Source organism: Streptomyces sp. NPDC028305 (assembly GCF_055569495.1).
Genome location: NZ_JBVHTN010000003.1, coordinates 1,078,977 through 1,100,529, shown reverse-complemented (window position 1 = coordinate 1,100,529; position 21,553 = coordinate 1,078,977). Strand labels below are relative to the sequence as shown.

The 21,553-nt window shown below is 72.5% G+C and carries 17 protein-coding genes; 13 read left to right on the top strand and 4 right to left on the bottom strand.

Annotation, left to right across the window (positions count from 1 at the left end; genetic code table 11):
• The first annotated feature begins 34 nt into the window (after window positions 1-34).
• From ACZ4WQ_RS16020 to ACZ4WQ_RS16005, 4 genes are all read left to right on the top strand, one after another.
• Window positions 35-1,285, top strand: a complete 1,251-nt coding sequence (locus ACZ4WQ_RS16020; RefSeq protein WP_398376691.1) for a glycosyltransferase family 4 protein — start codon at window positions 35-37, stop codon at window positions 1,283-1,285.
• The gene (locus tag ACZ4WQ_RS16015; RefSeq protein WP_398376692.1) at window positions 1,282-2,169 is read left to right on the top strand and encodes a hypothetical protein; all 888 of its coding nucleotides are present in this window, start codon (window positions 1,282-1,284) and stop codon (window positions 2,167-2,169) included. Before ACZ4WQ_RS16020 ends, ACZ4WQ_RS16015 begins: the two co-directional genes overlap by 4 nt.
• Before the next feature lie 107 nt (window positions 2,170-2,276).
• Complete coding sequence (locus ACZ4WQ_RS16010; RefSeq protein WP_311725076.1) at window positions 2,277-2,447, top strand: hydrophobic protein; 171 nt, start codon at window positions 2,277-2,279, stop codon at window positions 2,445-2,447.
• Between the two features lie 80 nt (window positions 2,448-2,527).
• Entirely contained in the window at window positions 2,528-3,487 is a 960-nt protein-coding gene (locus tag ACZ4WQ_RS16005) for a helix-turn-helix transcriptional regulator (protein WP_311725077.1), read from the top strand.
• On the opposite strand, the gene ctaD is transcribed toward ACZ4WQ_RS16005, so the two are convergent.
• Complete coding sequence (gene ctaD, locus ACZ4WQ_RS16000; RefSeq protein ID WP_385345201.1) at window positions 3,456-5,165, bottom strand: aa3-type cytochrome oxidase subunit I; 1,710 nt, start codon at window positions 5,163-5,165, stop codon at window positions 3,456-3,458. The two genes, ACZ4WQ_RS16005 and ctaD, sit on opposite strands and share 32 nt — an antisense overlap.
• A 532-nt stretch (window positions 5,166-5,697) precedes the next feature.
• Between ctaD and ACZ4WQ_RS15995 the strand changes: the two genes are divergently transcribed.
• Window positions 5,698-5,913, top strand: coding sequence for a proteinase inhibitor I78 (locus ACZ4WQ_RS15995; protein WP_358845402.1), 216 nt, complete (start codon window positions 5,698-5,700; stop codon window positions 5,911-5,913).
• Between the two features lie 153 nt (window positions 5,914-6,066).
• Here the strand turns inward: ACZ4WQ_RS15995 and ACZ4WQ_RS15990 are convergent, their stop codons facing one another.
• The gene (locus ACZ4WQ_RS15990; protein ID WP_311725081.1) at window positions 6,067-7,098 is read right to left on the bottom strand and encodes a phosphatase PAP2 family protein; all 1,032 of its coding nucleotides are present in this window, start codon (window positions 7,096-7,098) and stop codon (window positions 6,067-6,069) included.
• 290 nt (window positions 7,099-7,388) lie between these two features.
• On the bottom strand, window positions 7,389-8,579 hold the full coding sequence (locus ACZ4WQ_RS15985) for a mannosyltransferase family protein (protein ID WP_398376693.1): 1,191 nt from the start codon (window positions 8,577-8,579) through the stop codon (window positions 7,389-7,391).
• Window positions 8,580-8,938: 359 nt separating this feature from the next.
• Between ACZ4WQ_RS15985 and ACZ4WQ_RS15980 the strand changes: the two genes are divergently transcribed.
• Complete coding sequence (locus ACZ4WQ_RS15980) at window positions 8,939-10,720, top strand: MFS transporter (protein ID WP_398376695.1); 1,782 nt, start codon at window positions 8,939-8,941, stop codon at window positions 10,718-10,720.
• A gap of 159 nt (window positions 10,721-10,879) precedes the next feature.
• Entirely contained in the window at window positions 10,880-12,076 is a 1,197-nt protein-coding gene (locus ACZ4WQ_RS15975; RefSeq protein WP_398376696.1) for an acyl-CoA dehydrogenase family protein, read from the top strand.
• Window positions 12,077-12,085: 9 nt separating this feature from the next.
• Here the strand turns inward: ACZ4WQ_RS15975 and ACZ4WQ_RS15970 are convergent, their stop codons facing one another.
• The gene (locus ACZ4WQ_RS15970) at window positions 12,086-12,517 is read right to left on the bottom strand and encodes a cell division protein SepF (RefSeq protein ID WP_311725086.1); all 432 of its coding nucleotides are present in this window, start codon (window positions 12,515-12,517) and stop codon (window positions 12,086-12,088) included.
• A gap of 307 nt (window positions 12,518-12,824) precedes the next feature.
• On the opposite strand from ACZ4WQ_RS15970, the gene ACZ4WQ_RS15965 reads away from it, so the two are divergent.
• From ACZ4WQ_RS15965 to ACZ4WQ_RS15940, 6 genes are all read left to right on the top strand, one after another.
• On the top strand, window positions 12,825-13,991 hold the full coding sequence (locus tag ACZ4WQ_RS15965; RefSeq protein WP_394816768.1) for a DUF5685 family protein: 1,167 nt from the start codon (window positions 12,825-12,827) through the stop codon (window positions 13,989-13,991).
• Window positions 13,992-14,618: 627 nt separating this feature from the next.
• A complete protein-coding gene (locus ACZ4WQ_RS15960) occupies window positions 14,619-16,526 on the top strand; it encodes an FAD/NAD(P)-binding protein (protein WP_398376697.1) in 1,908 nt (635 codons plus the stop codon).
• A 47-nt stretch (window positions 16,527-16,573) separates the two neighbouring features.
• Window positions 16,574-17,701 carry an LLM class flavin-dependent oxidoreductase gene (locus ACZ4WQ_RS15955; protein ID WP_398376698.1) on the top strand — a complete coding sequence of 376 codons (1,128 nt, stop codon included), beginning with the start codon at window positions 16,574-16,576 and terminating at the stop codon, window positions 17,699-17,701.
• Entirely contained in the window at window positions 17,698-19,026 is a 1,329-nt protein-coding gene (locus ACZ4WQ_RS15950) for an NtaA/DmoA family FMN-dependent monooxygenase (RefSeq protein ID WP_398376699.1), read from the top strand. Before ACZ4WQ_RS15955 ends, ACZ4WQ_RS15950 begins: the two co-directional genes overlap by 4 nt.
• 251 nt (window positions 19,027-19,277) lie before the next feature.
• Window positions 19,278-20,183, top strand: a complete 906-nt coding sequence (locus ACZ4WQ_RS15945; RefSeq protein ID WP_311725091.1) for a S1 family peptidase — start codon at window positions 19,278-19,280, stop codon at window positions 20,181-20,183.
• 195 nt (window positions 20,184-20,378) lie between these two features.
• Window positions 20,379-21,293, top strand: coding sequence for a slipin family protein (locus ACZ4WQ_RS15940; protein ID WP_311725092.1), 915 nt, complete (start codon window positions 20,379-20,381; stop codon window positions 21,291-21,293).
• Window positions 21,294-21,553: the final 260 nt, after the last annotated feature.

The following is a 21,553-nucleotide window of genomic DNA, read 5'->3' as shown; positions in this document are numbered from 1 at the left end:
GAAAACGGCGGGAAACGGTTGGATAGCGGGACGGATGCATATCTCATTCCTGATTCACAACGCTTACGGGATCGGCGGGACGATCCGCACCACGTACAACCTCGCCCGCACGCTGGGCGAACAGCACGACGTGGAGATCGTCTCGGTGTTCCGCCACCGTGACGCGCCGGTCTTCGACCCCGGCTCGAACGTGCGGATCAGCCATCTTGTGGACCTCCGCAAGAAGAGCCCGACCTACGAGGGGGCGGACCCTGACCACGCCCGCCCCGCTCAGGTCTTCCCGAAGAGCGAGGGCCGGTACAAGCAGTACAGCCGGCTCACGGACCGGCGGATAGCCGAGCACCTCAGGAACCTGGACGCGGATGTCGTGGTCGGCACCCGCCCCGGCCTGAATGTGCACATCGCCCGTGAGGCCCGCCGCGGCCCGGCGCGCGTCGGTCAGGAGCACCTGACCCTGAGCACCCACTCCAACGCGCTGAAGCGGGCGCTGCGCGGCGCCTACCCCCGGCTCGACGCGGTCACCACCGTCACCCGGGCCGACGCCGAGACCTACCGCGACCAGATGCGGCTGCCGGGCGTACGGCTCGAGGCGGTGCCCAACAGCGTGCCCGAGCCGGGCCTGAGGCCCGCCGACGGCAGCGGCAAGTGGGTCGTCGCGGCCGGCCGGCTCGCCCCGGTGAAACGGTACGACCTGCTGATACATGCGTTCGCCAAGGTCAGCGCGGAGCGTCCGGACTGGCGGCTGCGGATCTACGGCGGCGGCGCCCAGCACGCCAAGCTGCGCGCCCTGATAGACCGCCTGGGCCTCTACAACCACATCTATCTGATGGGCCCCGCCAACCCCCTGGACCCGGAGTGGGCCAAGGGCTCGATCGCGGCCGTGACCTCCAGCATGGAGTCGTTCGGGATGACCATCGTCGAGGCGATGCGCTGCGGTCTCCCCGTGGTCTCCACCGACTGCCCGCACGGGCCCGCCGAGATCATCGACAACGGCGTGGACGGCCGCCTGGTCCCCACCGGGGACGTCGACTCCATCGCCGCGGCCCTGCTGGACCTCATCAACGACGACGAACTGCGGCAGCGCATGGGCCGGGCCGCGCTGGAGGGCTCCGCCCGCTTCGACCCGTCCCGCGTGGCCGGGCGGTACGAGTCGCTCTTCACCGACCTCGTGGCGCGCGGCAGCCTGCGCGGCACCCTGCACCGCGCCCGCGGCGCCCTCCTCAGCGGGGTCTTCGCGACGAAGGACGCGGGCCGCTCGATGCTGGGAAAGGCGCGTACCGCATGAACGAGGATCTCGACACGGCCGACGAGTTCGCTCCGCCGCGCGCCGACTGCATGGCGGACTCCGCCGGCGGGCTCACCTTCCATGTCTCCGACTGGGTTCGTTCCGGGCCCGGGGGCGGCCCCGACGAGGCCGGGTCGGCCGATGCGCTGGTCCTGGTGCGCCGGGGCGCGGACCCCGGCTCCGGGAGCGAGGTGCGGCTGCCGCTCGCGCCCGCCGAGGACGGCAGGCTCCAGGCCGCGCTGCCGAGCACGGTGTCCTTGCCCGAGGGGCGCTGGGACGTCCATGTGGCCCACGGCGAGGTTGAGCCGCAGCGGCTCGCCCCGGGCCTGAACGACCTGCGCTCGCTGGTCGACCGCAGGCCCGGCCCCAGCACCTCGCCGCTGTCCGTCCGCATCCCGTACCCGACCAAGCACGGCAACCTCTCGCTGCGCAGCTGGCGCCGCGCCCCGCACGCCGAGGCGGGGGAGCTGCGGGTCGAGGGCGGCCGGCTGGCGGTGCGCGGCGTGCTGTACCGGGTGGAGCGGCCGTCCGAGTGGCTGGCCGGCGCGGTGGCGGAGGCCCGCTGCCGGCGCGAGCCGTCCCGGGTGTGGACCGGGCCGCTGACGGTGGGCGGCGCGGAGAGCGCGGAGTTCTCCTTCACGCTGCCGCTCGCGGAGTTGGCGGAGGGCTGGACGGGCAGTGAGGAGGCCTGGGACCTGTGGCTGCGCCCGGCGGACCCGGACGCGGCCCCGGTGCGGCTGGCGCGGATCCTGGACGACGTCCCGGACAAGAAGGACATCTTCACCTACCCGGCCCAGCCGGTCGCCGCCCCGCACGGCGCTGCGAAGGCCGGTCCGTACTACACCACCAACAACGATCTGGCGGTACGCGTCGACAGCGCCTGATCAGCGCCCAGCCGACGCCGAGTGGACCCGGGGATGGGGGGATCCCCGGGGGCGGAGCGGTACTAATCTGGACATAAGTGCAACTCGCACCTGTGGAGGTGTGAACGATGATGCCTGTCCTTCTGGTCCTGCTCCTCGCGGTGGTCCTGTTCGGAATCGGATTCGTCGTCAAGGCGCTGTGGTGGATCGCCCTCGCGGTTCTGGTGGTCTGGCTGCTCGGCTTCCTGTTCCACCGCACCGGGGCGACCGGGCGCCGGACGCACTGGTACCGCTGGTGAGAGACGGCATCAGCGGCTGACGCCGTCTTCCCGGCCGTTGAGGACAGCCTTCGTCCTCGACGGCTGGCACACTCGGCGCCATGTTGGAGACCTCAGCACGTCTGCTCCGTCTGCTCTCACTGCTCCAGGCGCACCGCGAATGGTCCGGCGCGGAGCTGGCCGACCGCCTCGGGGTGACCGCCCGCACCGTGCGCCGCGACATCGACCGGCTGCGCGAACTCGGCTACCCCGTGCACTCCAGCCCCGGGACGGCGGGCGGCTATCAGCTCGGGCCGGGCGCCCAGCTGCCGCCGCTGCTGCTCGACGACGAGGAGGCGGTGGCGGTCGCGGTGGGGCTGCGCCAGGCGGCGGGCGGCGGGGTGGAGGGCATCGAGGAGACCTCGGTGCGCGCGCTCGCCAAGCTGGAACAGGTGTTGCCGGACCGGCTGCGCCGCCGGGTGAGCGCGCTGAGCTCCTTCACCGTGCCGTTGATGGGGGGATTCCGCGGGCCCACGGTCGACCCCGCGGTGCTGACCGAGCTGGCGAACGCCTGCCGGGACTCCCGGCGGCTGCGCTTCGAGTACCGCGACCACAACGGCGCGGTCAGCCGCCGTACGGCCGAGCCGCACCGGCTGGTGGCCGCGCAGCGCCGCTGGTACCTGGTCGCCTGGGACGTGGACCGCGCCGACTGGCGTACGTACCGGGCCGACCGCATCACCCCGACGCCGCCGCACGGCCCGCGCTTCGACCCGCGCCGCCCGCCCGCCGAGGACCTGGCCGCGTATGTCCGCGAGGGCGTGTCCACCACCGCGTACGCGGCGCGGGCCACCGTGCTGCTGCGGGTGTCCGCCGAGCGGGCGGCCGAGCACGTCCCGCCGGCGGCCGGGGTGCTGGAGCCGGTCGACGAGCACAGCTGTCTGCTGCACTGCGGCGCCGGGAGCCTGGACGTCATGGTGATCCATATCGCCCTGATGGGCCTGGACTTCGAGGTGCGCGAGCCGGTCGAGCTGACCGACCACGTCCGGGAGCTCAGGGACCGGCTGACCCGGGCCCTGGACTGATCGGGCCCCGCGGGCCCGGTCCCCGCTCGGCCGCCGCGGCCGCGGCGAACCTCGGGTGGTGCAGATCGAAGGCGGGGGACTCGGAGCGGATGCGCGGCAGGGCGTGGAAGTTGTGCCGGGGCGGCGGGCAGGAGGTGGCCCACTCCAGGGAGCGGCCGAACCCCCAGGGGTCGTCCACGGTCACCACGGCGCCGTGTCTGGTGGTCTTCCAGACGTTGTAGAGGAACGGCAGGGTCGACATGCCCAGCAGGAAGGAGCCGATGGAGGAGACGGTGTTGAGGGCGGTGAAGCCGTCGGCCGCCAGATAGTCGGCGTAGCGGCGCGGCATGCCTTCGACGCCCAGCCAGTGCTGCACCAGGAAGGTGAGGTGGAAGCCGGCGAACAGGGTCCAGAAGTGGATCCGGGCGAGCCGTTCGTCCAGCAGCTTGCCGGTGAACTTCGGCCACCAGAAGTAGAACCCCGCGAACGTCGCGAAGACGACCGTCCCGAAGACCACGTAGTGGAAGTGGCCCACCACGAAGTAGGTGTCGGTGACGTGGAAGTCCATGGGCGGCGACGCCAGGATCACCCCGGTCAGGCCCCCGAAGAGAAAGCTGACCAGAAAGCCCACCGCCCACAGCATGGGCGACTCGAAGGACAGCGAGCCGCCGATCATGGTGCCGATCCAGTTGAAGAACTTCACCCCGGTCGGCACCGCGATCAGAAACGACAGCAGCGAGAAGAAGGGCAGCAGCACCGCGCCGGTCGCGAACATATGGTGGGCCCACACCATCATCGACAGCGCCATGATGGCGATCGTCGCGCCGATCAGGGTCACATAGCCGAAGACCGGCTTGCGGGAGAAGACCGGGATGATCTCGGTGATGATGCCGAAGAACGGCAGCGCGATGATGTACACCTCGGGGTGGCCGAAGAACCAGAAGAGATGCTGCCACAGCAGCGCGCCGCCGAACCGGGCGTCGAAGACCAGCGCCCCGAACCGCCGGTCCGCCTCCAGCACCAGCAGCGCCGCCGCCAGCACCGGGAAGGCCATCAGGATCATGACCGAGGTGAAGAGGGTGTTCCAGGTGAAGATCGGCATCCGGAACATCGTCATGCCCGGGGCGCGCATGGTGATGATGGTCGTCAGGAAGTTCACCGCGCCGAGGATCGTGCCGAACCCCGCCATCGCGAGCCCCATGATCCACATGTCGGCGCCCACGCCGGGGGAGCGGACCGCGCTGTTGAGCGGGGCGTACGCGGTCCAGCCGTAGTCCGGGCCGCCGCCGGGCACGGCCAGGCCGCAGATCACGATCACCCCGCCGAACAGAAAGAGCCAGTAGGAGAGCATGTTCAGGCGCGGAAAGGCCACGTCCGGCGCGCCGATCTGGAGCGGCATGATCTCGTTGGCGAAACCCGCGAAGGCCGGAGTCGCGAACAGCAACAGCATGATCGTGCCGTGCATGGTGAACGCCTGGTTGTACGCCTCGTTCGACATCAACTGCATTCCGGGCCTGGCCAGCTCGGCGCGCATCACCATCGCCAGCGCCCCCGCCACCAGGAAGAAGCCGAATGCGGTGATCAGATAGAGATGCCCGATCTTCTTGTGGTCGGTGGTGGTCAGCCAGTCCACCAGAACCCGGCCCACGCGCGGCTCTTGTGTCGGTCCGGCAGCCGCCTGCGCGGTCTCCGACCCCATCTGTGCTCCTTTTGCATGGCTTCGGCGGGCTTTGGGCTGTGGCCATGATGCGCACGGCGGGCGCACGGGCGCGGGCGGGCGCGGGGGTGCGCCCCGAGCGTCACCCTCTCGGCGGCAAGGCCGTCCCGAGTGGCTCAACGCGCGTCCAGCTGCGTCGGCTGCTGTTCCGGGTACCGCGTCGGCCGAAGGTAAACGCGAGGTTCGGAACCCGGTCGGTTTGTGGCGGAATTGTGTGCTCCGCGAGCGTGGGTGGCGGATTTCCGCCGGGGGTCGGGAATTCCCCGGGAGTTGCCGCGAGATGGTCTCCACCAATATTCGAGTGGCGGCAATACACGGGATAACAAAGAAAACTCGGCGTCACCTTCGCGCCGTCAACAGGGGCCACGTACGAGTGACAGAGAAGGAAGGAAACCCGGGCGTGTTTTCTGTGACACAAGTGTGACGAGTGAGGTACGCGATACGGGTGAGAGCGTGTCGGCGGGTCGTGGAGAGCCGGGTTCCACCGCCGTGTCCCGCCGCATACGGTGGCGTCATGGCACCTGTACCGACACCCTCTGCCGAACCCGACGACGACTTCGACAGCTATGTGGGCCTCGACGCCCGAGCCGCCCAGGAGCGGGCCCGTGAGCGGGGCTGGACCACCGTGCGCACACTCCCGACGGGCGCCATCATCACCATGGAGTACCTGCGGGGGCGGATCAACTTCGAAGTGGCCGACGACACCGTCAAGCGCTGCTGGAAGGGCTGACGGCCGGCACGCCCCACGCCCCACCGGGACGCCGGCCGAGGTGGCCGACACGGCGACGGCCCCGGACGCTCGGCGAGAGCGTCCGGGGCCGTCGGTGCGTGGCGGGGCCGGGGGGAGAGGTGTGCGTACCGCCCCCGCGGGCCTGCCGGCGGCTCAGCCGCCGGTGGCCGTGCGCCCGCGGCCCGCGGGCGGCCTCAGCCGGTCGGTGTGCGGCAGCAGCCGCTCGGTGTGCGGCAGCCGGTCCGCGTGCGGCGGGCGGCGGCTGCCGCCCGGGGTGACGACCCGCTCCGCGCGGAGCGGATGGGGCCGCAGCGGGTGGTGCGGCCGGGCCTCGGCCACATGCGCCGCGGCGACGCCCACCGTCTCGCGGGTCGGCAGATCGTCGTCGCGCGCCACGCGCGGCGCGGCCAGGGCCGAACCGGCCACCGGCAGGGAGACCGGCGGCAGCTTGGGCACCTGGCGCTCGCGCACCTTGCGGAGCAGGGCCCGGAGCAGCACCTCGGCGCGGGCCATCGAGGGCTCCAGCCACGGCAGGGCCAGCAGCACCAGCACCCCGGCCGCCCAGCCGAGCACCACATCGCTGACCCAGTGGGTGCCGAGGTAGACGGTGGTCATGCCGACGCCGAAGGCGAAGACCGCGGCGATGACCGAGGCGACCCTGCGGGCCCGGGGAGTGGTCGCCAGATAGGCCAGCACACCCCAGGTGACCACCGCGTTCGCGGTGTGACCCGAAGGAAATATATCGCCGTTGCCCCACATCTCACTGGAGCCGACGGTGGTCGCGTAGTGCGGACCGAGCCTGCCGAAGCCGAGCTTGACGGCGCCGACGGTGATGTTCAGCAGCAGCAGGGACGTCCCCAGCACCAGCAGCGGGCGCATGGTGCGCTGCTTGTGGCAGCACCAGCCCAGCCAGGCGGTCACCGCCACCGCGGTGGGGCCGCGCTGGCCCATGACCACGAAGTAGTCCAGGAACGTGTGGAACTGCGGCCACTGCTTGTACGGCCGGAACAGCATGACCTGCCAGTCGAACTGCACCAGCCACGAGGTGGTGAGCACCCCGATCACGGTCGCCGCGTATACCGCGAGGGTCGACCCGAGCAGCCAGCGGCGTGTCCGGGTCATGCGCGGTCGCACCAGATCGGTCGGGCGCCCCACCACCTGAGGGAGCTTGTCATCGGTACGCACTCAATCGACGTTACATTGCGTGACAGGCCACTTCGGTCGATCAGGTCGCTTTGTGATGACGATGTGATGTGGAGTCGGTCTCGTACCGGGTTTTAGGGCGCGCCATTCCGACGGAAATCCGCGGGTGGCCGCGGCTTTTCCGAGAGCCGCCTTCCCGAAGCGGCTCCCCGACTTCTTTATGGAATTCTTACAGCGTCGTTTATCGGCGATTAGCCGAGGCGTTCCGCGCAGTTTCCCCGCCCGTCGCCCAGTGGCTCCGACCGGTCGGGGCCGGCCCTCGGGGACTCCGGTTACGGCGGGCCCGTCCCGTTCAGCCAGAAGGCCCCGTACGCCGCCGAGGCCAGCCCCACCCACGCGAGGATCAGCGCGGCCCTGGACGTACGGAGGCGGGCCAGGGCGGCCGCGGCGGGCAGCAGGATCGGGAAGGCGGGGAGCAGCAGCCGCGGCTTGGAGCCGAAGTAGCCCTTCGCGGTCAGCGCGAGGGCCAGCACCACCCCGGCGTACACCAGCACCGGCAGCGGCTCGCCCCGCCGTACGCACCGCAGAAACAGCCAGATCAGCAGGGCCACGCCGACCAGCAGCCCCAGCCCGGCCGGGAAGGCCGGCCCGGCCAGCAGGCCCCACACGAAGCGCACGAAGGCCACGCCGCCGTCGAATCCGTTCCGCCAGCCGGCCTGGACGTCGAGATAGCCGGTGACGCTGCCGGTCCGCACCCCCACCCAGGCCACATAGCCCAGCCAGCCGAGCGGCGCGAGGGCCACGCCCAGCAGCATCCGCCGGTGCTCGGGGCGCCACGGGCGACGCCACCGCCCGTCGGGGGACAGGGCCACGGCCGCCGTGATCCACACCGCCGCGATCACCGCGGCCCCCACCGGCCGGGTCAGCCCGGCCAGCGCCGCGAGCGACCCGGCCCACACCCACCGCCCGGTCAGCAGCGCGTACACCCCCCAGGCGGCCAGCGCCGTGAAGAGCGACTCGGAGTACGCCATCGACTGCACGACGCCGACGGGCAGCACCGCCCACAGCACGACCAGCGCCGTGCCCGCGCGCCGCCCGTGCAGCCGGTCGCCGATAGCGAAGATCCCCCACGCGGCGAACAGCGACGCGACCCAGCTCACCGCCAGGCCCGCGTCCGGTGCGTCCAGCGGGGTCACGGCCGAGATCAGCCGCTCCAGCCAGGGCAGCAGCGGGAAGAAGGCCAGATCGGAGTGGACCGAACCGTCGGGCAGCCGGAGGGTGTAGCCGTAGCCCTCCTCGGCGATGCGCGAGTACCAGATGGAGTCCCAGCGCGCGGAGAGCAGCGTGTGCCAGCTCTTGCCCGCCACCGCGGCCCAGACCGAGAGAACCACGACACCCAGCAGCCGCGTCCCCACATACGCCAGGAGCGCCGGAGCGGCCCGGCGCAGGGCGGCGGGAACCGGGCGGCTTGCCCGTTCGTCGTGTTTTCCGGCCGGGGTGCCGGCTCGGAGCAGTTCGGTCACGGACCCGATTATCCAGGCGTGATCGGGGTGAACCGACCGGCTCCGGACGGGCGCCGGACCGGCTCCGGACGACGGGCGGACGGGCGCAGGGACGGCTTCAGAGACGGGTTCAGGACAGATGGCGCGGATGCGTCGGGGGCGGCGCGGGATGACGGGAGGGACAAATGGGGGACACCGGAACGTACGCCTGCGTTCACCCCTGCGACGTGGGTCTCAACATGGGATGGGCCACACGGCCCGCGTGACGACTCGCGTACGCTGACCATCCACTCGCCCTCGCCGCCGGGTCGCCGGACGTCCTCAGCATGCGACATCCCGCGCCCGAGGGGCCGCGAGCGCACGACAGGGAGGTGCGGTTTATGTCCGGGACGACCACTGCCGGCGATCGACGGACGGCGGGCGTTCCCCGGCAATGGCGCCGCACCGACGCGTCGGGCGGGTCCAACCGCTGGGTCGTGCTCCTCGTGCTCTGCGTCAGCCTGCTGCTCGTCGCGGTCGACGCGACCGTCCTGCACGTCGCGGTTCCCGCCGTCTCCGAGGACCTGCGGCCGGGCGCGATCGAGCTGCTGTGGATCGTCGACGCCTACCCGCTGGTCTGCGCCTCCCTGCTGATCCTCTTCGGGACGCTCGGCGACCGGGTCGGCCGCCGCCGGGTCCTGCTGCTCGGCTACGGCCTCTTCGGCGCGGCCTCGGCGCTCGCCGCCATGGCCGCCACCCCGCAGATCCTCATCGTGGCCCGCGCCCTGCTCGGCGTCGGCGGCGCGATGATCATGCCCGCGACGCTGTCGATCCTGCGCCAGGTCTTCCCGGACCGCCGCGAGCGGGCCCTGGCCATCGGCGTCTGGAGCGCGGTGGCCGCGGTGGGCGCGGCCGCGGGGCCGCTGCTCGGCGGCTTCCTGCTGGAGCACTTCTGGTGGGGCTCGGTCTTCTTCATCAACATCCCGCTGATGGTGGTCGCCCTGCCCGTTGGCCGCTGGCTGCTGCCGGAGTCCACCGGCGACCGCGACGGGCCCTGGGACGTGCTGGGTGCGGTCATGGCGGCCTGCGGGCTGTTCTGCGTGATCTTCGGCGTCAAGCGGGTGGGCAGCGGCGCGGCCCTGCTGGCGCCCCTCACCGCCGCCCCGGCCCTCTTCGGCGTGGTCCTGCTGGCGCTCTTCGTACGCCGCCAGCGCCGCCGCAAGCACCCGCTCGTCGACCTGCGGCTGTTCTCCAGGAGCGCCTTCAGCATCTCCGTCGGCTGCATCGTGCTCGCGCTGCTCGCGCTCGTCGGCCTGGAGCTCATAGCCGCCCAGTACCTTCAGCTCGTCCTCGGCCTCACCCCGCTCGAGACGGGCATGCGGCTGCTGCCGCTCACCCTCGCCGCGATGGCCGCCGGGCTCGCCGGGTCCCGGATGCTCCAGCGGCTCGGCCCCCGGATCATGGTGGCCTTCGGCTTCGCGCTCACCGCGGCCGCCGTGCTGTCGCTGGTGGTCATGGGCCAGTCCGACCGGCCCGGGGTCCTGGTCGGCGCCTTCCTCTTCCTCGGCTTCGGCCTGGAGACCACGCTCTTCGGCGCCTACGAATCGATGCTCAACGAGGCGTCGGTCAAGACCGCGGGCGGCGCGGCCGCGATCGGCGAGACCTCCTACCAGCTCGGCGCCGGTATCGGCATCGCCTTCCTCGGCAGTGTCATGAACGCCGCCTACGCGCCCGGGGTCACCTCCGCCAAGGGTGTCCCGGAGCACGCCAGGCAGGCCGCGAGCCAGTCGCTCGGCGCCGCCTACAAGGTTTCTGACCGGCTCGGCGGCTCGGAGGGCGGGGCGCTGCGCGCGGCGGCGCGGCAGTCCTTCGTCCACGGTCTGCATGTCACGCTGGTGGTCAGCGCGGGCCTGCTGCTGGTCGGGGCGCTGGCGGCGCTGCGGCTGCCCAAGTCGATGGAGTGCGCGCCCGACGAGAACGGCGACGGCACGGACGCCGGGCGCGGGTCGGACGCCGTGCGTGACGCGGACGCCGGGCATCAGGCGGACACCGCGCATGAGGCGGAGCCGGCCGCCGCCCCCGATACCGCCCCCGACGCGGCCCATGGCGCGGCGCCGAGCGTGGGCGCCCCGCGCGCGCCCCGCCCCGACCGCGCCGCGGTCGGCGCGGAGTCCTCCGGCTGACCCCGGTCCCCGGCCCGGCGGCGGGCGGACCCGCGCGGTCTGGACGGCGGGGATTACCCGGCCGTAGCGTCGGACCGGAACGATCACACCGGCCGCGAGCCGAACCGCATCGCACCCCGACGCAGCCGAACCGCACCGCACCGGAACCGGAGGCGAACCATGTCCGAGGGCCCCACCCGCAGCCTGCCGCCGTTCGACCCCGCCGACCCGCTCGGGATCGACGACCTGCTCGCCCCGGAGGACCTCGCCGTCCGCGCCACCGTGCGCCAATGGGCCGCCGACCGCGTCCTGCCGCACATCGCCGACTGGTACGAGCGTGGCGAGCTGCCCGGCATCCGGGAGCTGGCCCGCGAGCTCGGCTCCCTCGGGGCGCTCGGCATGTCGCTGACGGGATACGGCTGCGCGGGCGCGAGCGCCGTCCAGTACGGGCTGGCCTGCCTGGAGCTGGAGGCCGCCGACTCCGGGATCCGCTCCCTGGTGTCCGTGCAGGGCTCCCTGGCCATGTACGCCATCCACCGCTTCGGCTCCGACGAGCAGAAGGAGCGGTGGCTGCCCCGGATGGCCACGGGCGAGGTCATCGGCTGCTTCGGGCTGACCGAGCCCGACCACGGCTCGGACCCGGCCGCGATGCGCACCCATGCCAAGCGGGACGGCTCGGACTGGGTGCTCACCGGCCGCAAGATGTGGATCACCAACGGCTCGGTGGCCGGGGTCGCCGTGGTGTGGGCCAGGACGGACGAGGGCATCCGGGGATTCGCCGTACCGACGGACAGCCCCGGCTTCTCGGCCCCCGAGATCCGGCACAAGTGGTCGCTGCGCGCCTCGGTGACCAGCGAGCTGGTGATGGACGAGGTGCGGCTGCCCGCGGACGCCGTACTGCCGGAGGTCACCGGATTGCGCGGCCCGCTGAGCTGTCTGAGCCACGCCCGCTACGGCATTGTCTGGGGCGCGATGGGCGCGGCCCGGGCCTGTTTCGAGGCGGCGCTGGATTACTCCCGGTCCCGCGAGCAGTTCGGCCGGCCCATCGGGGGTTTCCAGCTCACCCAGGCCAAGCTCGCCGATATGGCGGTGGAACTGCACAAGGGCGTATTGCTCGCCCATCATCTGGGGCGGCGCATGGACTCCGGAACGCTCCGCCCCGAGCAGGTCAGCTTCGGCAAGCTCAACAATGTGCGCGAGGCGATCGAGATCTGCCGCACGGCCCGGACCATCCTGGGCGCCAACGGGATCTCCCTGGAGTACCCGGTGATGCGGCACGCGACCAATCTGGAATCGGTGCTCACCTACGAGGGCACCGTGGAAATGCACCAACTGGTGCTCGGCAAGGCGCTCACCGGACTCGACGCGTTCCGGTGAGCGGCCTGCCTAGCTCTGGTTGAAGAAGCCCGTGGCGTGGTTACGGTTGGCGCTGAGCACCTCGTAGTCGGGCGGCGTCAGGAGGAAGACACGATTGGCCACGCGATCGATCGAGCCGCGCAGCCCGAAGATCAGCCCGGCCGCGAAGTCGACCACGCGCTTGGCGTCGGCGGGCTCCATGGTGGTCAGATTGACGATGACCGGCACGCCCTCCCGGAACATCTCACCGATGCCGCGCGCGTCCCGGAAGCTCTCGGGGGTGACCGTGGCGATACGGGTGCCCTCGTCCCGCGCGGCCTGGTCGGCCACCCGCACCCGCGGGTCGGTCACCCAGGCGTCGCCGGGCTCGGGTCCCTCGGCGTAGTCATCGTCGTAGTAGCGCTCGTCATCGCTGTCGTCGACGAGGCCAAGCCAGGCACTCGCCTTGCGTACCGATCCCATGGACGCCTCCTTTCACTGCCGCTCTCTGTACTGCACCTGCCCCCTCTATCGTCCTCTATCGTCGTCCATGATGCGGAAGGTGTGCCACGTGGATTGCGGCCGCACAGGGGATTCGTGACGGTACTGGTGCACAACGCTTGGCGGCGAATCAGAGTTCCTCCTGCTGACAGGCCCTGACGAGGTGATGGGTAGACTCCGCCGGGCCGGACGGGTGACGCCGGGGACGTATGGGTGAACGGGGAGAAAGTTGTTTGGCATTATCCGCCCTTGCCGCCACCGGCTGTCGGAGAAACTGCGCTCCGAGTGGATGGCGCATCTGTGCGGGTTGTGCCTCGCGTTGCGGGGAGCCCGGGGTCAGTTCGCGAGGGTCGCCACCAACTACGACGGACTGGTCATCTCGGTGCTCGTGGAGGCCCAGTCGCGGGGTACGGAGGGTTGGCGGCGGACCGCCGGGCCCTGCCCGCTGCGCGGTATGCGGACCGCGTCGGTCGCCCAGGGCGAGGGCGCGCGGCTGGCGGCCACCGTCTCTCTGGTGCTGGCCTCGGCGAAGATACGCGACCATGTGGCCGACGGGGACGGGGCGTTGGCGCGCCGGCCGGTCGCCGCGGCCGCCCGCCGGGTCGCCGCCGGGTGGGACCGGGCGGGTGCGCTCAGCGGTGCGGAACTCGGCTTCGACACGGCCGTGCTGCTCGACGCGGTCGACCGGCAGGAGGGGATAGAGCGGGCCGCGGGCCCGGGCACCTCGCTGCCGGCCGTCACCGAGCCGACCGAGACCGCGACCGCCGCGGCCTTCGGACACACCGCCGTGCTGGCCGGACGCCCCGGCAATCGGGCGCCGCTGGAGGAGGCGGGGCGGCTCTTCGGGCGGCTCGCGCATCTGCTGGACGCGGTGGAGGACCTGGCCGAGGACGCCGAGTCCGGGGCCTGGAACCCGATCACGGCCACCGGGGCGGACCTGGCCGAGGTGCGCAGGCTGTGCGACGACGCGGTGCACGGGGTGCGGCTGGCGCTGCGCGACGTGGAGTTCGAGAACGGCAAGCTCGCGCACGTCCTGCTGGCGCATGAGCTGGGGCGCGCGGTGGACCGGGCGTTCGGCACGACCAGCTGCTCGCACGGGCCGTCCACCGCGCACGACTCGCACGCCCCGCACGCCGCGCAGGGCGCACCGCCGCCGCAGTCGCCGTGGATCAACAACCCTTACGGGCCGGGCCCGGGCGGCCCCGGCACCCCGCCCGAGCCGCCGAACCGCAGGCGGCGCGGGCTGATGGCCGGATGCGCGGTGTGGGCCGGGCTCTTCTGCACCTGCCAGGTGTGCTGCAAGGACCCGTACCACGACCCGTGGACCGGCGAGCCGCGCGAGGGCTGGTGCCACAAGTGCGATGACTGTAGCGACTGCTGTGACTGTTGCGATTGCTGTGGAAACTGCTGTAGCTGCGACTGCTGTGATGGCTGCGACTGCGGCTGCGATTGCTAGGTCGTGTCCGCAAAGTCGCGTCGGATCAGCCCGCGGCGTCTGGTGCGTGCGATCGCAAGGCGGAGGGTCGCCCTCGTACTGGGCGTACTTGGGCGAGCCCGACAACGCAGCGAGCGCGCGTGCCAGGCGTCGCGGGCCCGGCGGGACTTTGCGGACACGACCTGGGCGGGGACTGCTGGGCGGGGTTGCCGGACGGGAAGCTGGAAGCGCGAGGGGAGGGGGAGAGCGCTGAGGCGTGGGTGAAGGCGCGTACGGCGTGAACTCAAGGGTTTTCGGGGAGGCCGCGGCGGACCGGGACGGTCGGAAGGCGGCAGGTCAGGGCCTCGGAACGCCGGGAACGGCGGAGGCGGCGGTCAGCCCGTACAGGAACCCGAACAGGACGCGGACCACACCCGACCGAAGTCGATGTGTCCGCGCGTGATCAGTCGCTGACGTGGCTGCATGGCCCAAGTGGAACAGCCATCCGGTTCCGCGTCAACTGGCCGTGAGACGCGCCGTTCACAGTGCGGACAACCTTGACAACGGGTCGTGGGGACGGCTTAGCCTCGGCGACAGGCCGTGCTGAGGGGCGCGGCCGGGTGTGAAGGCCAGTGGCGTGTTCACTCACGAACCGACGGAGCCTTCCGCATGTCCGTGCGTCCGGACTCGCCTTCCTCCCGACCCCCCGCCCTAGTGATCGTCGGCATGGGCCCCCGCGGCACCGGCCTCGTGGAGCGCCTCGCCGCCAACGCCCCCGAGCTGTACGGCGCCACGGCCCCGCTCGATCTGCACCTGGTCGATCCGCACCCGCCCGGCGGCGGCCGGATCTGGCGCCCGGACCAGTCCCCGCTGCTCTGGATGAACTCCATCGCCGAGGACGTCACCCTGTTCACGGACGACACCGTCGAGTGCGAGGGGCCGCTCCGCCCCGGCCCCTCCCTCGCCGAGTGGGCGGAGCACGTCCGCTCCGGGGCGCTCCCCGACGGCCCCGCCCCCGAGCTGTCCTCCGAACTCGCCGCCGAGGCCGCCGCGCTGACCGGCGGCGGCTTCGCCAGCAGAAGGCTCCAGGGCGCCTATCTGGCCTGGGCATACGAGCGGTCGGTGGCCGCCCTGCCGCCCGCCGTCACGGTCCACCGGCACCAGTGCCGCGCCGTACGGATCACCGGACCGCGCGACGGTGTGCAGCAGGTGTGGCTGGAGGGGCGGGCCACCCCGCTCGCCGCCGACGCCGTGGTGCTCGCCCTCGGCCACCTCGACGCCGAACGCGAACCGGAACAGCGGGCGCTCACCGCCTTCGCCGCCGAACACGGACTCGTGCACCTGCCCCCGGAGTTCACCGCCGACAGCGATCTGAGCCGGCTGCGCCCCGGCGAGCCGGTCATCGTGCGCGGCTTCGGGCTCGCCTTCATCGACCTGATGGTGCTGCTCACCGAGGGGCGCGGCGGGCGCTACGACGAGCGGGGCGACGGTGCCGGGGAGCTGACGTACCGGCCCTCCGGCCGCGAGCCCGTGCTCCACGTCGGCTCGCGGCGCGGCGTCCCGTACCGCTCCAAGATCGGTTACCGGTGGTGGGGCGAACGCTCGCCGCTGCCCCGCTTCTTCGGGCCGGCCCAGGTCGAGGAGTTGCTGCGGCGCCCCGGCCGCCCCGACTACCGCCGCGACATCTTGCCGCTGATCGCCAAGGAGCTGGGCTTCGCCCACTACCACCGGCTGTTCACCGCCCATCCGGAGCGCACGGCCATGTCCTGGCCCGACTTCGAGGAGACATACGCCGCCTGCCCGCCCGGCGGCCCCGAACTGCTCGCCCTGGCCGCTGCCGCCGTCCCCGACCCGGCGGACCGGCTCGACCTCGACGCCCTCGACCGGCCCCTGGCCGGGCGGCGGTTCGACGGCCACGAGGCCCTCCAGCGGGATCTGCGCGCGCACATCGAGGCCGACCTCGCCCGCCGCCACGACCCCGCGCACAGCCCCGACCTCGCGGTGTTCCACGCCCTGCTGTCCGTATACGGCCAGCTGATCAGGCTCGGCGACATCGGCGGCCAGTGGCACGGCTTCTTCAGCTATCTCGCCTCCGGCCCGCCGGGCCCCCGGCTGCGCCAACTGCTCGCGCTCTCCCGCGCCGGCGTGGTGCGCTTCCTCGGCCCGGAGACGCGGGTCGCCCCCGACCCGCTGCGCAAGGTCTTCCGGGCGAGCGGCGCCGGGGTGCCGGGCCCTGGGGTGGAAGCCCGCGCGCTGGTCGAGGCCCGGCTGCCCGAGCCGACCGTGAACCGCAGCCGCGACCCGCTGCTGCGTTCGCTGCACCGGGACGGCGCGGCCGCAACCCCGGCCGGGCTGCTCGCCGTCAGCCCCGACGACGCCCGGATCCTGGACCGGGCCGGCCGCCCCCACCCGCGCCGCTTCGCGCTCGGCCCGCACACCGACGCCCGCGCCTCCGGGGGCTTCGCCCGGCCCCGTACGAACGCGCCCGCCTTCCGCCAGAACGACGCGACGGCGCGCGCCCTGCTGTCACTGCTCCGCCCCCTCTCGCCACACCACGCCGCCCAGCTCACCGCCTGAGCGCGCGCCCACCGCATCCTCGACGCCCCCCAGGAAGGCCCCTGACCATGGCCGCATCCCAGCCATCCCCCGAACCGCGCCCCGCGCCCCGGCCCCGGCTGCTCCACCTGGCCGCCGCCATCGACGGCACCGGGCAGTACCGGGCGCCGTACTTCGTCGAGCTCGCGCGCCTCGCCGAGCGCGGCAGGCTCGACTTCGTCACCCTGGACGACTCGCTGGGTCCGCCGGGGGAGGGGCGGGGCAGGCTCGACGCGCTCGCGGTGCTCTCCCGCGTGGCGCCCGACACCGGGCGGATCGGCCTGGTGCCGACCGTCACCACCACCCACACCGAGCCGTTCCACCTCTCCTGCGCCGTGGCCACCCTGGACTGGGTCAGCCGCGGCCGGGCGGGCTGGCGGGCCGAGGTGTCGACGACCGGGGCGGAGGCCCGGCTGATCGGCCGCCGGGCCGCGGCCCCCGCCGAGGAGCTGTGGGAGGAGGCCGGGGAGGTCGCGGACGTAGCCGCCCGGCTGTGGGACAGCTGGGAGGACGACGCCGAGATCCGCGACGTGGCCACGGGCCGCTTCATCGACCGCGACAAGCTGCACTACATCGACTTCGAGTCCGCCCGGTTCAGCGTGCGCGGCCCGTCCATCGTGCCCAGGCCGCCGCAGGGCCACCCGGTCGTCGCGGTCGACGCCACCGACCCCGTGGCCCGGCCGACCGCGGCCCGCCACGCCGATGTGGCGTATGTCAAGGCCACCGGCCCGGAGGCGGCCCGCGTGATCCGCGAGGAGCTGCGGCGGCGCGCCGCGGGGTACGGCCGCGACGAGGACGCGCTCACCGTGCTCGCCGCCGTCGCGGTCGACCTGTCCGACGGCGAGCCGGCCGCCGAACTGCCCCCGCCCAGCGGCCCGCTCGCGGCGCGGGCGGACGGGCTTCCGCTGTACCGCGGGGGCCCGGTCGACCTCGCGGAGCTGATCGCGCGCTGGCACGGCGCGGGGGCCGCGGACGGCTTCCACATCACCCCCGCCGTACCGCGCCGCGACCTGGAGCGGTTCGTCAACGGCACGGTGGCCCTGCTTCAGCACCGCGGACTCTTCCGCACCTTCTACCCGGGCACCACACTCCGCGACCACCTGGGCCTGACCCGCCCGGCCAACCGGTACGCACAGCCGAGGGAGGCAGCCCGATGACGCTGAGCGACGGGACGGCGCACACGATGCACCTGGCCGCGCACTTCCCCGGCGTCAACAACACCACCGTCTGGGCTGATCCTCGGTCCAGGAGCCAGATCGAGTTCTCCTCCTTCGAGCACCTGGCGCGCACCGCCGAGCGCGGTCTGTTCGACTTCTTCTTCCTCGCCGAGGGGCTGCGGCTGCGCGAGCACAACGGGCGCATCCACGACCTCGACGTGGTCGGCCGCCCGGAGTCGATCACGGTGCTGAACGCGCTGGCCGCCGTGACCGAGCGGCTGGGCCTGGCCGCCACCGTCAACGCGACCTTCAACGAGCCGTACGAACTCGCCCGCCGGCTGGCCTCGCTCGACCACCTCAGCGGCGGCCGCGCCGCCTGGAACGTGGTGACCTCATCCGACGCCTTCACCGGCGAGAACTTCCGGCGCGGCGGCTATCTGGACCGGGCCGACCGCTACACCCGGGCCGCCGAGTTCGTCGCCACGGCGCGCGAGCTGTGGGACTCCTGGCCGGACGGCGGCGCCCCCGGCACCGTCGTCCACACCGGGCCGCAGTTCCGGATCTCGGGCCGGTTCGCGGTGCCGCGCGGCCCCCAGGGCCACCCCGTGGTCATCCAGGCCGGGGACTCCGACGAGGGCCGCGAGTTCGCCGCGTCCGCCGCCGACATCATCTTCACCCGGCACGGCACGTCGGCGGCCGGCCGCGCCTTCTACGCCGACGTCAAGCGGCGGCTGGCCCGCTACGGCCGCGCTCACCAGGACCTGAAGATCATGCCCGGGGTGACCTTCGTGCTCGGCGACACCGCGGCCGAGGCCCGGGAGAAGGCCGCCGAGATCCGCCGGCAGCAGGTCTCCCCGCAGACCGCGATCCTCGCCCTGGAGCAGATCTGGGGCGTCGATCTGTCCGGATACGACCCGGACGGGCCGCTCCCGGACATCGACCCGGACCCCGACTCCGGGATCGTCCAGGGCCGGGTGCGCCACGGCGATCCGCTCGCCCTGGCCGCCAAGTGGCGGGCGCTCTCGGAGGAGAAGGGGCTGTCCATCCGGCAGACCGTCATCGAGGTCACCGGACGGCAGTCCTTCATCGGCACCCCGGAGGCGGTCGCCGAGGAGATGGCCGCTTTCGTACGGGCCGGGGCCGCCGACGGCTTCATCCTCGTGCCGCATCTGACCCCCGGCGGGCTCGACGAGTTCGTCGACCGCGTCGTCCCGCTGCTCCAGGAGCGCGGTGCGTTCCGGACCCGGTACGAGGGCACCACGCTGCGCGAACATCTGGGGCTCGCGCGTCCCGGGGCGAAGTCGTGGGCCCGGAGTGGAACCTGATCCCCCGATCACTCGTCGTACCAGGTACCCGAGGGGATGGGTGCACAGCCCCGGTGGCCGGAAGCCGCCGGGGCCATGCGACTTGTGCCGGTGACTTTTTCAATTGTCCTCTTGCGCGCTGCGGTTGACTCCACGAATACTTCCGGAAGCGCTTGTCAGGGGCACGTCGGAAACCCGGGTCGACGTGCTCGATGACTGCGCCTCACGGGCCTGCCCACCCAAGCGGACCCCCGATTCCTGCGGAGGAAGAGTTGAGGATCAAGCGCAACGCCCCCCACAACAAGCACGCGAGACGCCTCGGGCTGCTCGCCGCCACCTCGGCCCTGGTGGCCGGCACGGCGCTCGCCGCGCCCGCCGCCTATGCCGGTAACGACGCGACCCCCAAGTTCACCGCGGCCGAGGCGAAGGCGGCCGGCAGCGCCGTCCTCGAGGCCGATGTCGCGGGCACCGCCTGGTATGTCGACAAGGCGACCAACACTCTTGTCGTCACCGCCGACAGCACCGTCTCGCAGGCCGAGATATCCAAGATCAAGAGCACCGCCGGCGCGAACGCCGACGCCATCGAGGTCAAGCGCACCCCGGGCAAGATCAACAAGCTGATCTCCGGCGGAGACGCGATCTACGCGAGTAGCTGGCGCTGCTCCCTCGGCTTCAACGTGCGCAACAGCAGCGGAGCCAACTACTTCGTCACCGCCGGTCACTGCACCGACGGTGCGGGCACCTGGTGGTCGAACTCCGGTCACACCACGACCATCGGCCCGACGGCCGGCTCCAGCTTCCCGACCAACGACTACGGGCTGGTCCGGTACAGCGGCTCGGTGACCCCCGAGGGCACCGTCGGCGGCCAGGACATCACCAGCGCCGCCAACCCCACCGTGGGCCAGACGGTCACCCGGCGCGGCTCCACCACCGGCACCCACAGCGGGCGGGTCACCGCGCTGAACGCCACCGTGAACTACGGCAACGGTGACATCGTCTACGGCATGATCCAGACCACCGTGTGCGCCGAGCCCGGCGACAGCGGCGGCCCGCTGTACGCCGGCTCCACCGCCCTCGGCCTCACCTCCGGCGGCAGCGGCAACTGCACCTCCGGCGGCACGACCTTCTTCCAGCCGGTCGTCGAGGCGCTGAACGCCTACGGAGTGAGCGTCTACTGATCCACGGCCGGTACCGAACCCCACGCTCGGTACCGACCCGCGGCCGGTCCTCCGGCTGAGCCCCGTGACCCCCGCCCGGCCCGCCGGGCGGGGGTTCCTGCGTGCCCCCTCCCCGGTGCGTCGATATGGGGACTATCGTGGACAACAGCGCTCCGGACGGGGCATTGCTCGCGATACGGCAGGCAGGTGGCCGTGATGGTCGAGGAGCTTGTGGCAGCAGGCGCGGTCGTGGTCTCGTGTGGGGCCGTCTACGCGATGGCGGCGGCGCGCGTGGTCAAGCAGTACGAGCGGGGCGTGGTCTTCCGGCTCGGCCGGCTGCGGTCGGCGATCCGTCCCCCCGGGTTCACGATGATCGCTCCGGGCTTCGATCGGCTCCGCAAGGTGAACATGCAGATCGTGACCATGCCCGTGCCCGCCCAGGAGGGCATCACCCGGGACAATGTGACCGTGCGGGTCGACGCGGTTGTCTACTTCAAGGTCGTGGACCCGGCGGAGGCGATCATCCAGGTCGAGGACTACCGCTTCGCGGTCTCCCAGATGGCCCAGACCTCGCTGCGCTCGATCATCGGCAAGAGCGACCTGGACGATCTGCTGTCCAACCGCGAGAAGCTCAACCAGGGCCTGGAGCTCATGATCGACAGCCCGGCCGTGGGGTGGGGCGTGCATATCGACCGGGTGGAGATCAAGGACGTCTCGCTGCCGGAGACCATGAAGCGCTCGATGGCCCGCCAGGCCGAGGCCGACCGGGAGCGGCGGGCCCGCGTCATCAACGCGGACGCGGAGCTTCAGGCGTCGAAGAAGCTGGCGCAGGCGGCCGAGCAGATGTCCGCCACGCCGTCCGCGCTACAGCTTCGGCTGCTCCAGACCGTGATGGCGGTGGCCGCCGAGAAGAACTCCACGCTGGTGCTGCCCATCCCCGTGGAGCTGCTGCGGTTCCTCGAACGGCGCCCGGAGCCGCCCCACCCCGACGGCCCCCCGCCACCCCCGGAACACCAGGCCGCGAGCCTGCCCGCCGGCGAGGCGTCCACCGGTGCGCCGGCGTCCTCCACTGGCGCACCCGAGCCGGTCGAGGCGCCCGAGCCCCGTCTCCAGTGGCCGTCCGGTAGCTGACGCCCCGAGGCCGCGACCGGCCGAAGCCGGCCCCTGCGATGGCGCCGGGGGCGAAGCCCCTGGTCCGGTAAGGGGCGGGTGAGGGAGAGACCGCGGGCCGCGGAGAGACCGCGAACGGCTGTGCGCACGCACAGCCGTTCCCCGCGCCAGGGGCGCATTTCCATGATCTTCCGCGCGACGCGTACGCGACCTTGTACGCGCCCCGCGCACCCCGGAATACTCATCGGCGCGATTTGGCATGGACGCGCCCCCATGCGGGC

What these genes read in the sequence shown, in the direction of transcription:
- ACZ4WQ_RS15950 (WP_398376699.1), top strand. Translation starts at nt 17,698, where the DNA reads ATGACGCTGAGCGACGGGACGGCGCACACGATGCACCTGGCCGCGCAC.
- ACZ4WQ_RS15940 (WP_311725092.1), top strand. Translation starts at nt 20,379, where the DNA reads ATGGTCGAGGAGCTTGTGGCAGCAGGCGCGGTCGTGGTCTCGTGTGGG.
- ctaD (WP_385345201.1), bottom strand. Translation starts at nt 5,165, where the DNA reads ATGGGGTCGGAGACCGCGCAGGCGGCTGCCGGACCGACACAAGAGCCG.
- ACZ4WQ_RS15995 (WP_358845402.1), top strand. Translation starts at nt 5,698, where the DNA reads ATGGCACCTGTACCGACACCCTCTGCCGAACCCGACGACGACTTCGAC.
- ACZ4WQ_RS16005 (WP_311725077.1), top strand. Translation starts at nt 2,528, where the DNA reads ATGTTGGAGACCTCAGCACGTCTGCTCCGTCTGCTCTCACTGCTCCAG.
- ACZ4WQ_RS15960 (WP_398376697.1), top strand. Translation starts at nt 14,619, where the DNA reads ATGTCCGTGCGTCCGGACTCGCCTTCCTCCCGACCCCCCGCCCTAGTG.
- ACZ4WQ_RS15955 (WP_398376698.1), top strand. Translation starts at nt 16,574, where the DNA reads ATGGCCGCATCCCAGCCATCCCCCGAACCGCGCCCCGCGCCCCGGCCC.
- ACZ4WQ_RS15980 (WP_398376695.1), top strand. Translation starts at nt 8,939, where the DNA reads ATGTCCGGGACGACCACTGCCGGCGATCGACGGACGGCGGGCGTTCCC.
- ACZ4WQ_RS16010 (WP_311725076.1), top strand. Translation starts at nt 2,277, where the DNA reads ATGATGCCTGTCCTTCTGGTCCTGCTCCTCGCGGTGGTCCTGTTCGGA.
- ACZ4WQ_RS15965 (WP_394816768.1), top strand. Translation starts at nt 12,825, where the DNA reads ATGGCGCATCTGTGCGGGTTGTGCCTCGCGTTGCGGGGAGCCCGGGGT.
- ACZ4WQ_RS16020 (WP_398376691.1), top strand. Translation starts at nt 35, where the DNA reads ATGCATATCTCATTCCTGATTCACAACGCTTACGGGATCGGCGGGACG.
- ACZ4WQ_RS15970 (WP_311725086.1), bottom strand. Translation starts at nt 12,517, where the DNA reads ATGGGATCGGTACGCAAGGCGAGTGCCTGGCTTGGCCTCGTCGACGAC.
- ACZ4WQ_RS16015 (WP_398376692.1), top strand. Translation starts at nt 1,282, where the DNA reads ATGAACGAGGATCTCGACACGGCCGACGAGTTCGCTCCGCCGCGCGCC.
- ACZ4WQ_RS15975 (WP_398376696.1), top strand. Translation starts at nt 10,880, where the DNA reads ATGTCCGAGGGCCCCACCCGCAGCCTGCCGCCGTTCGACCCCGCCGAC.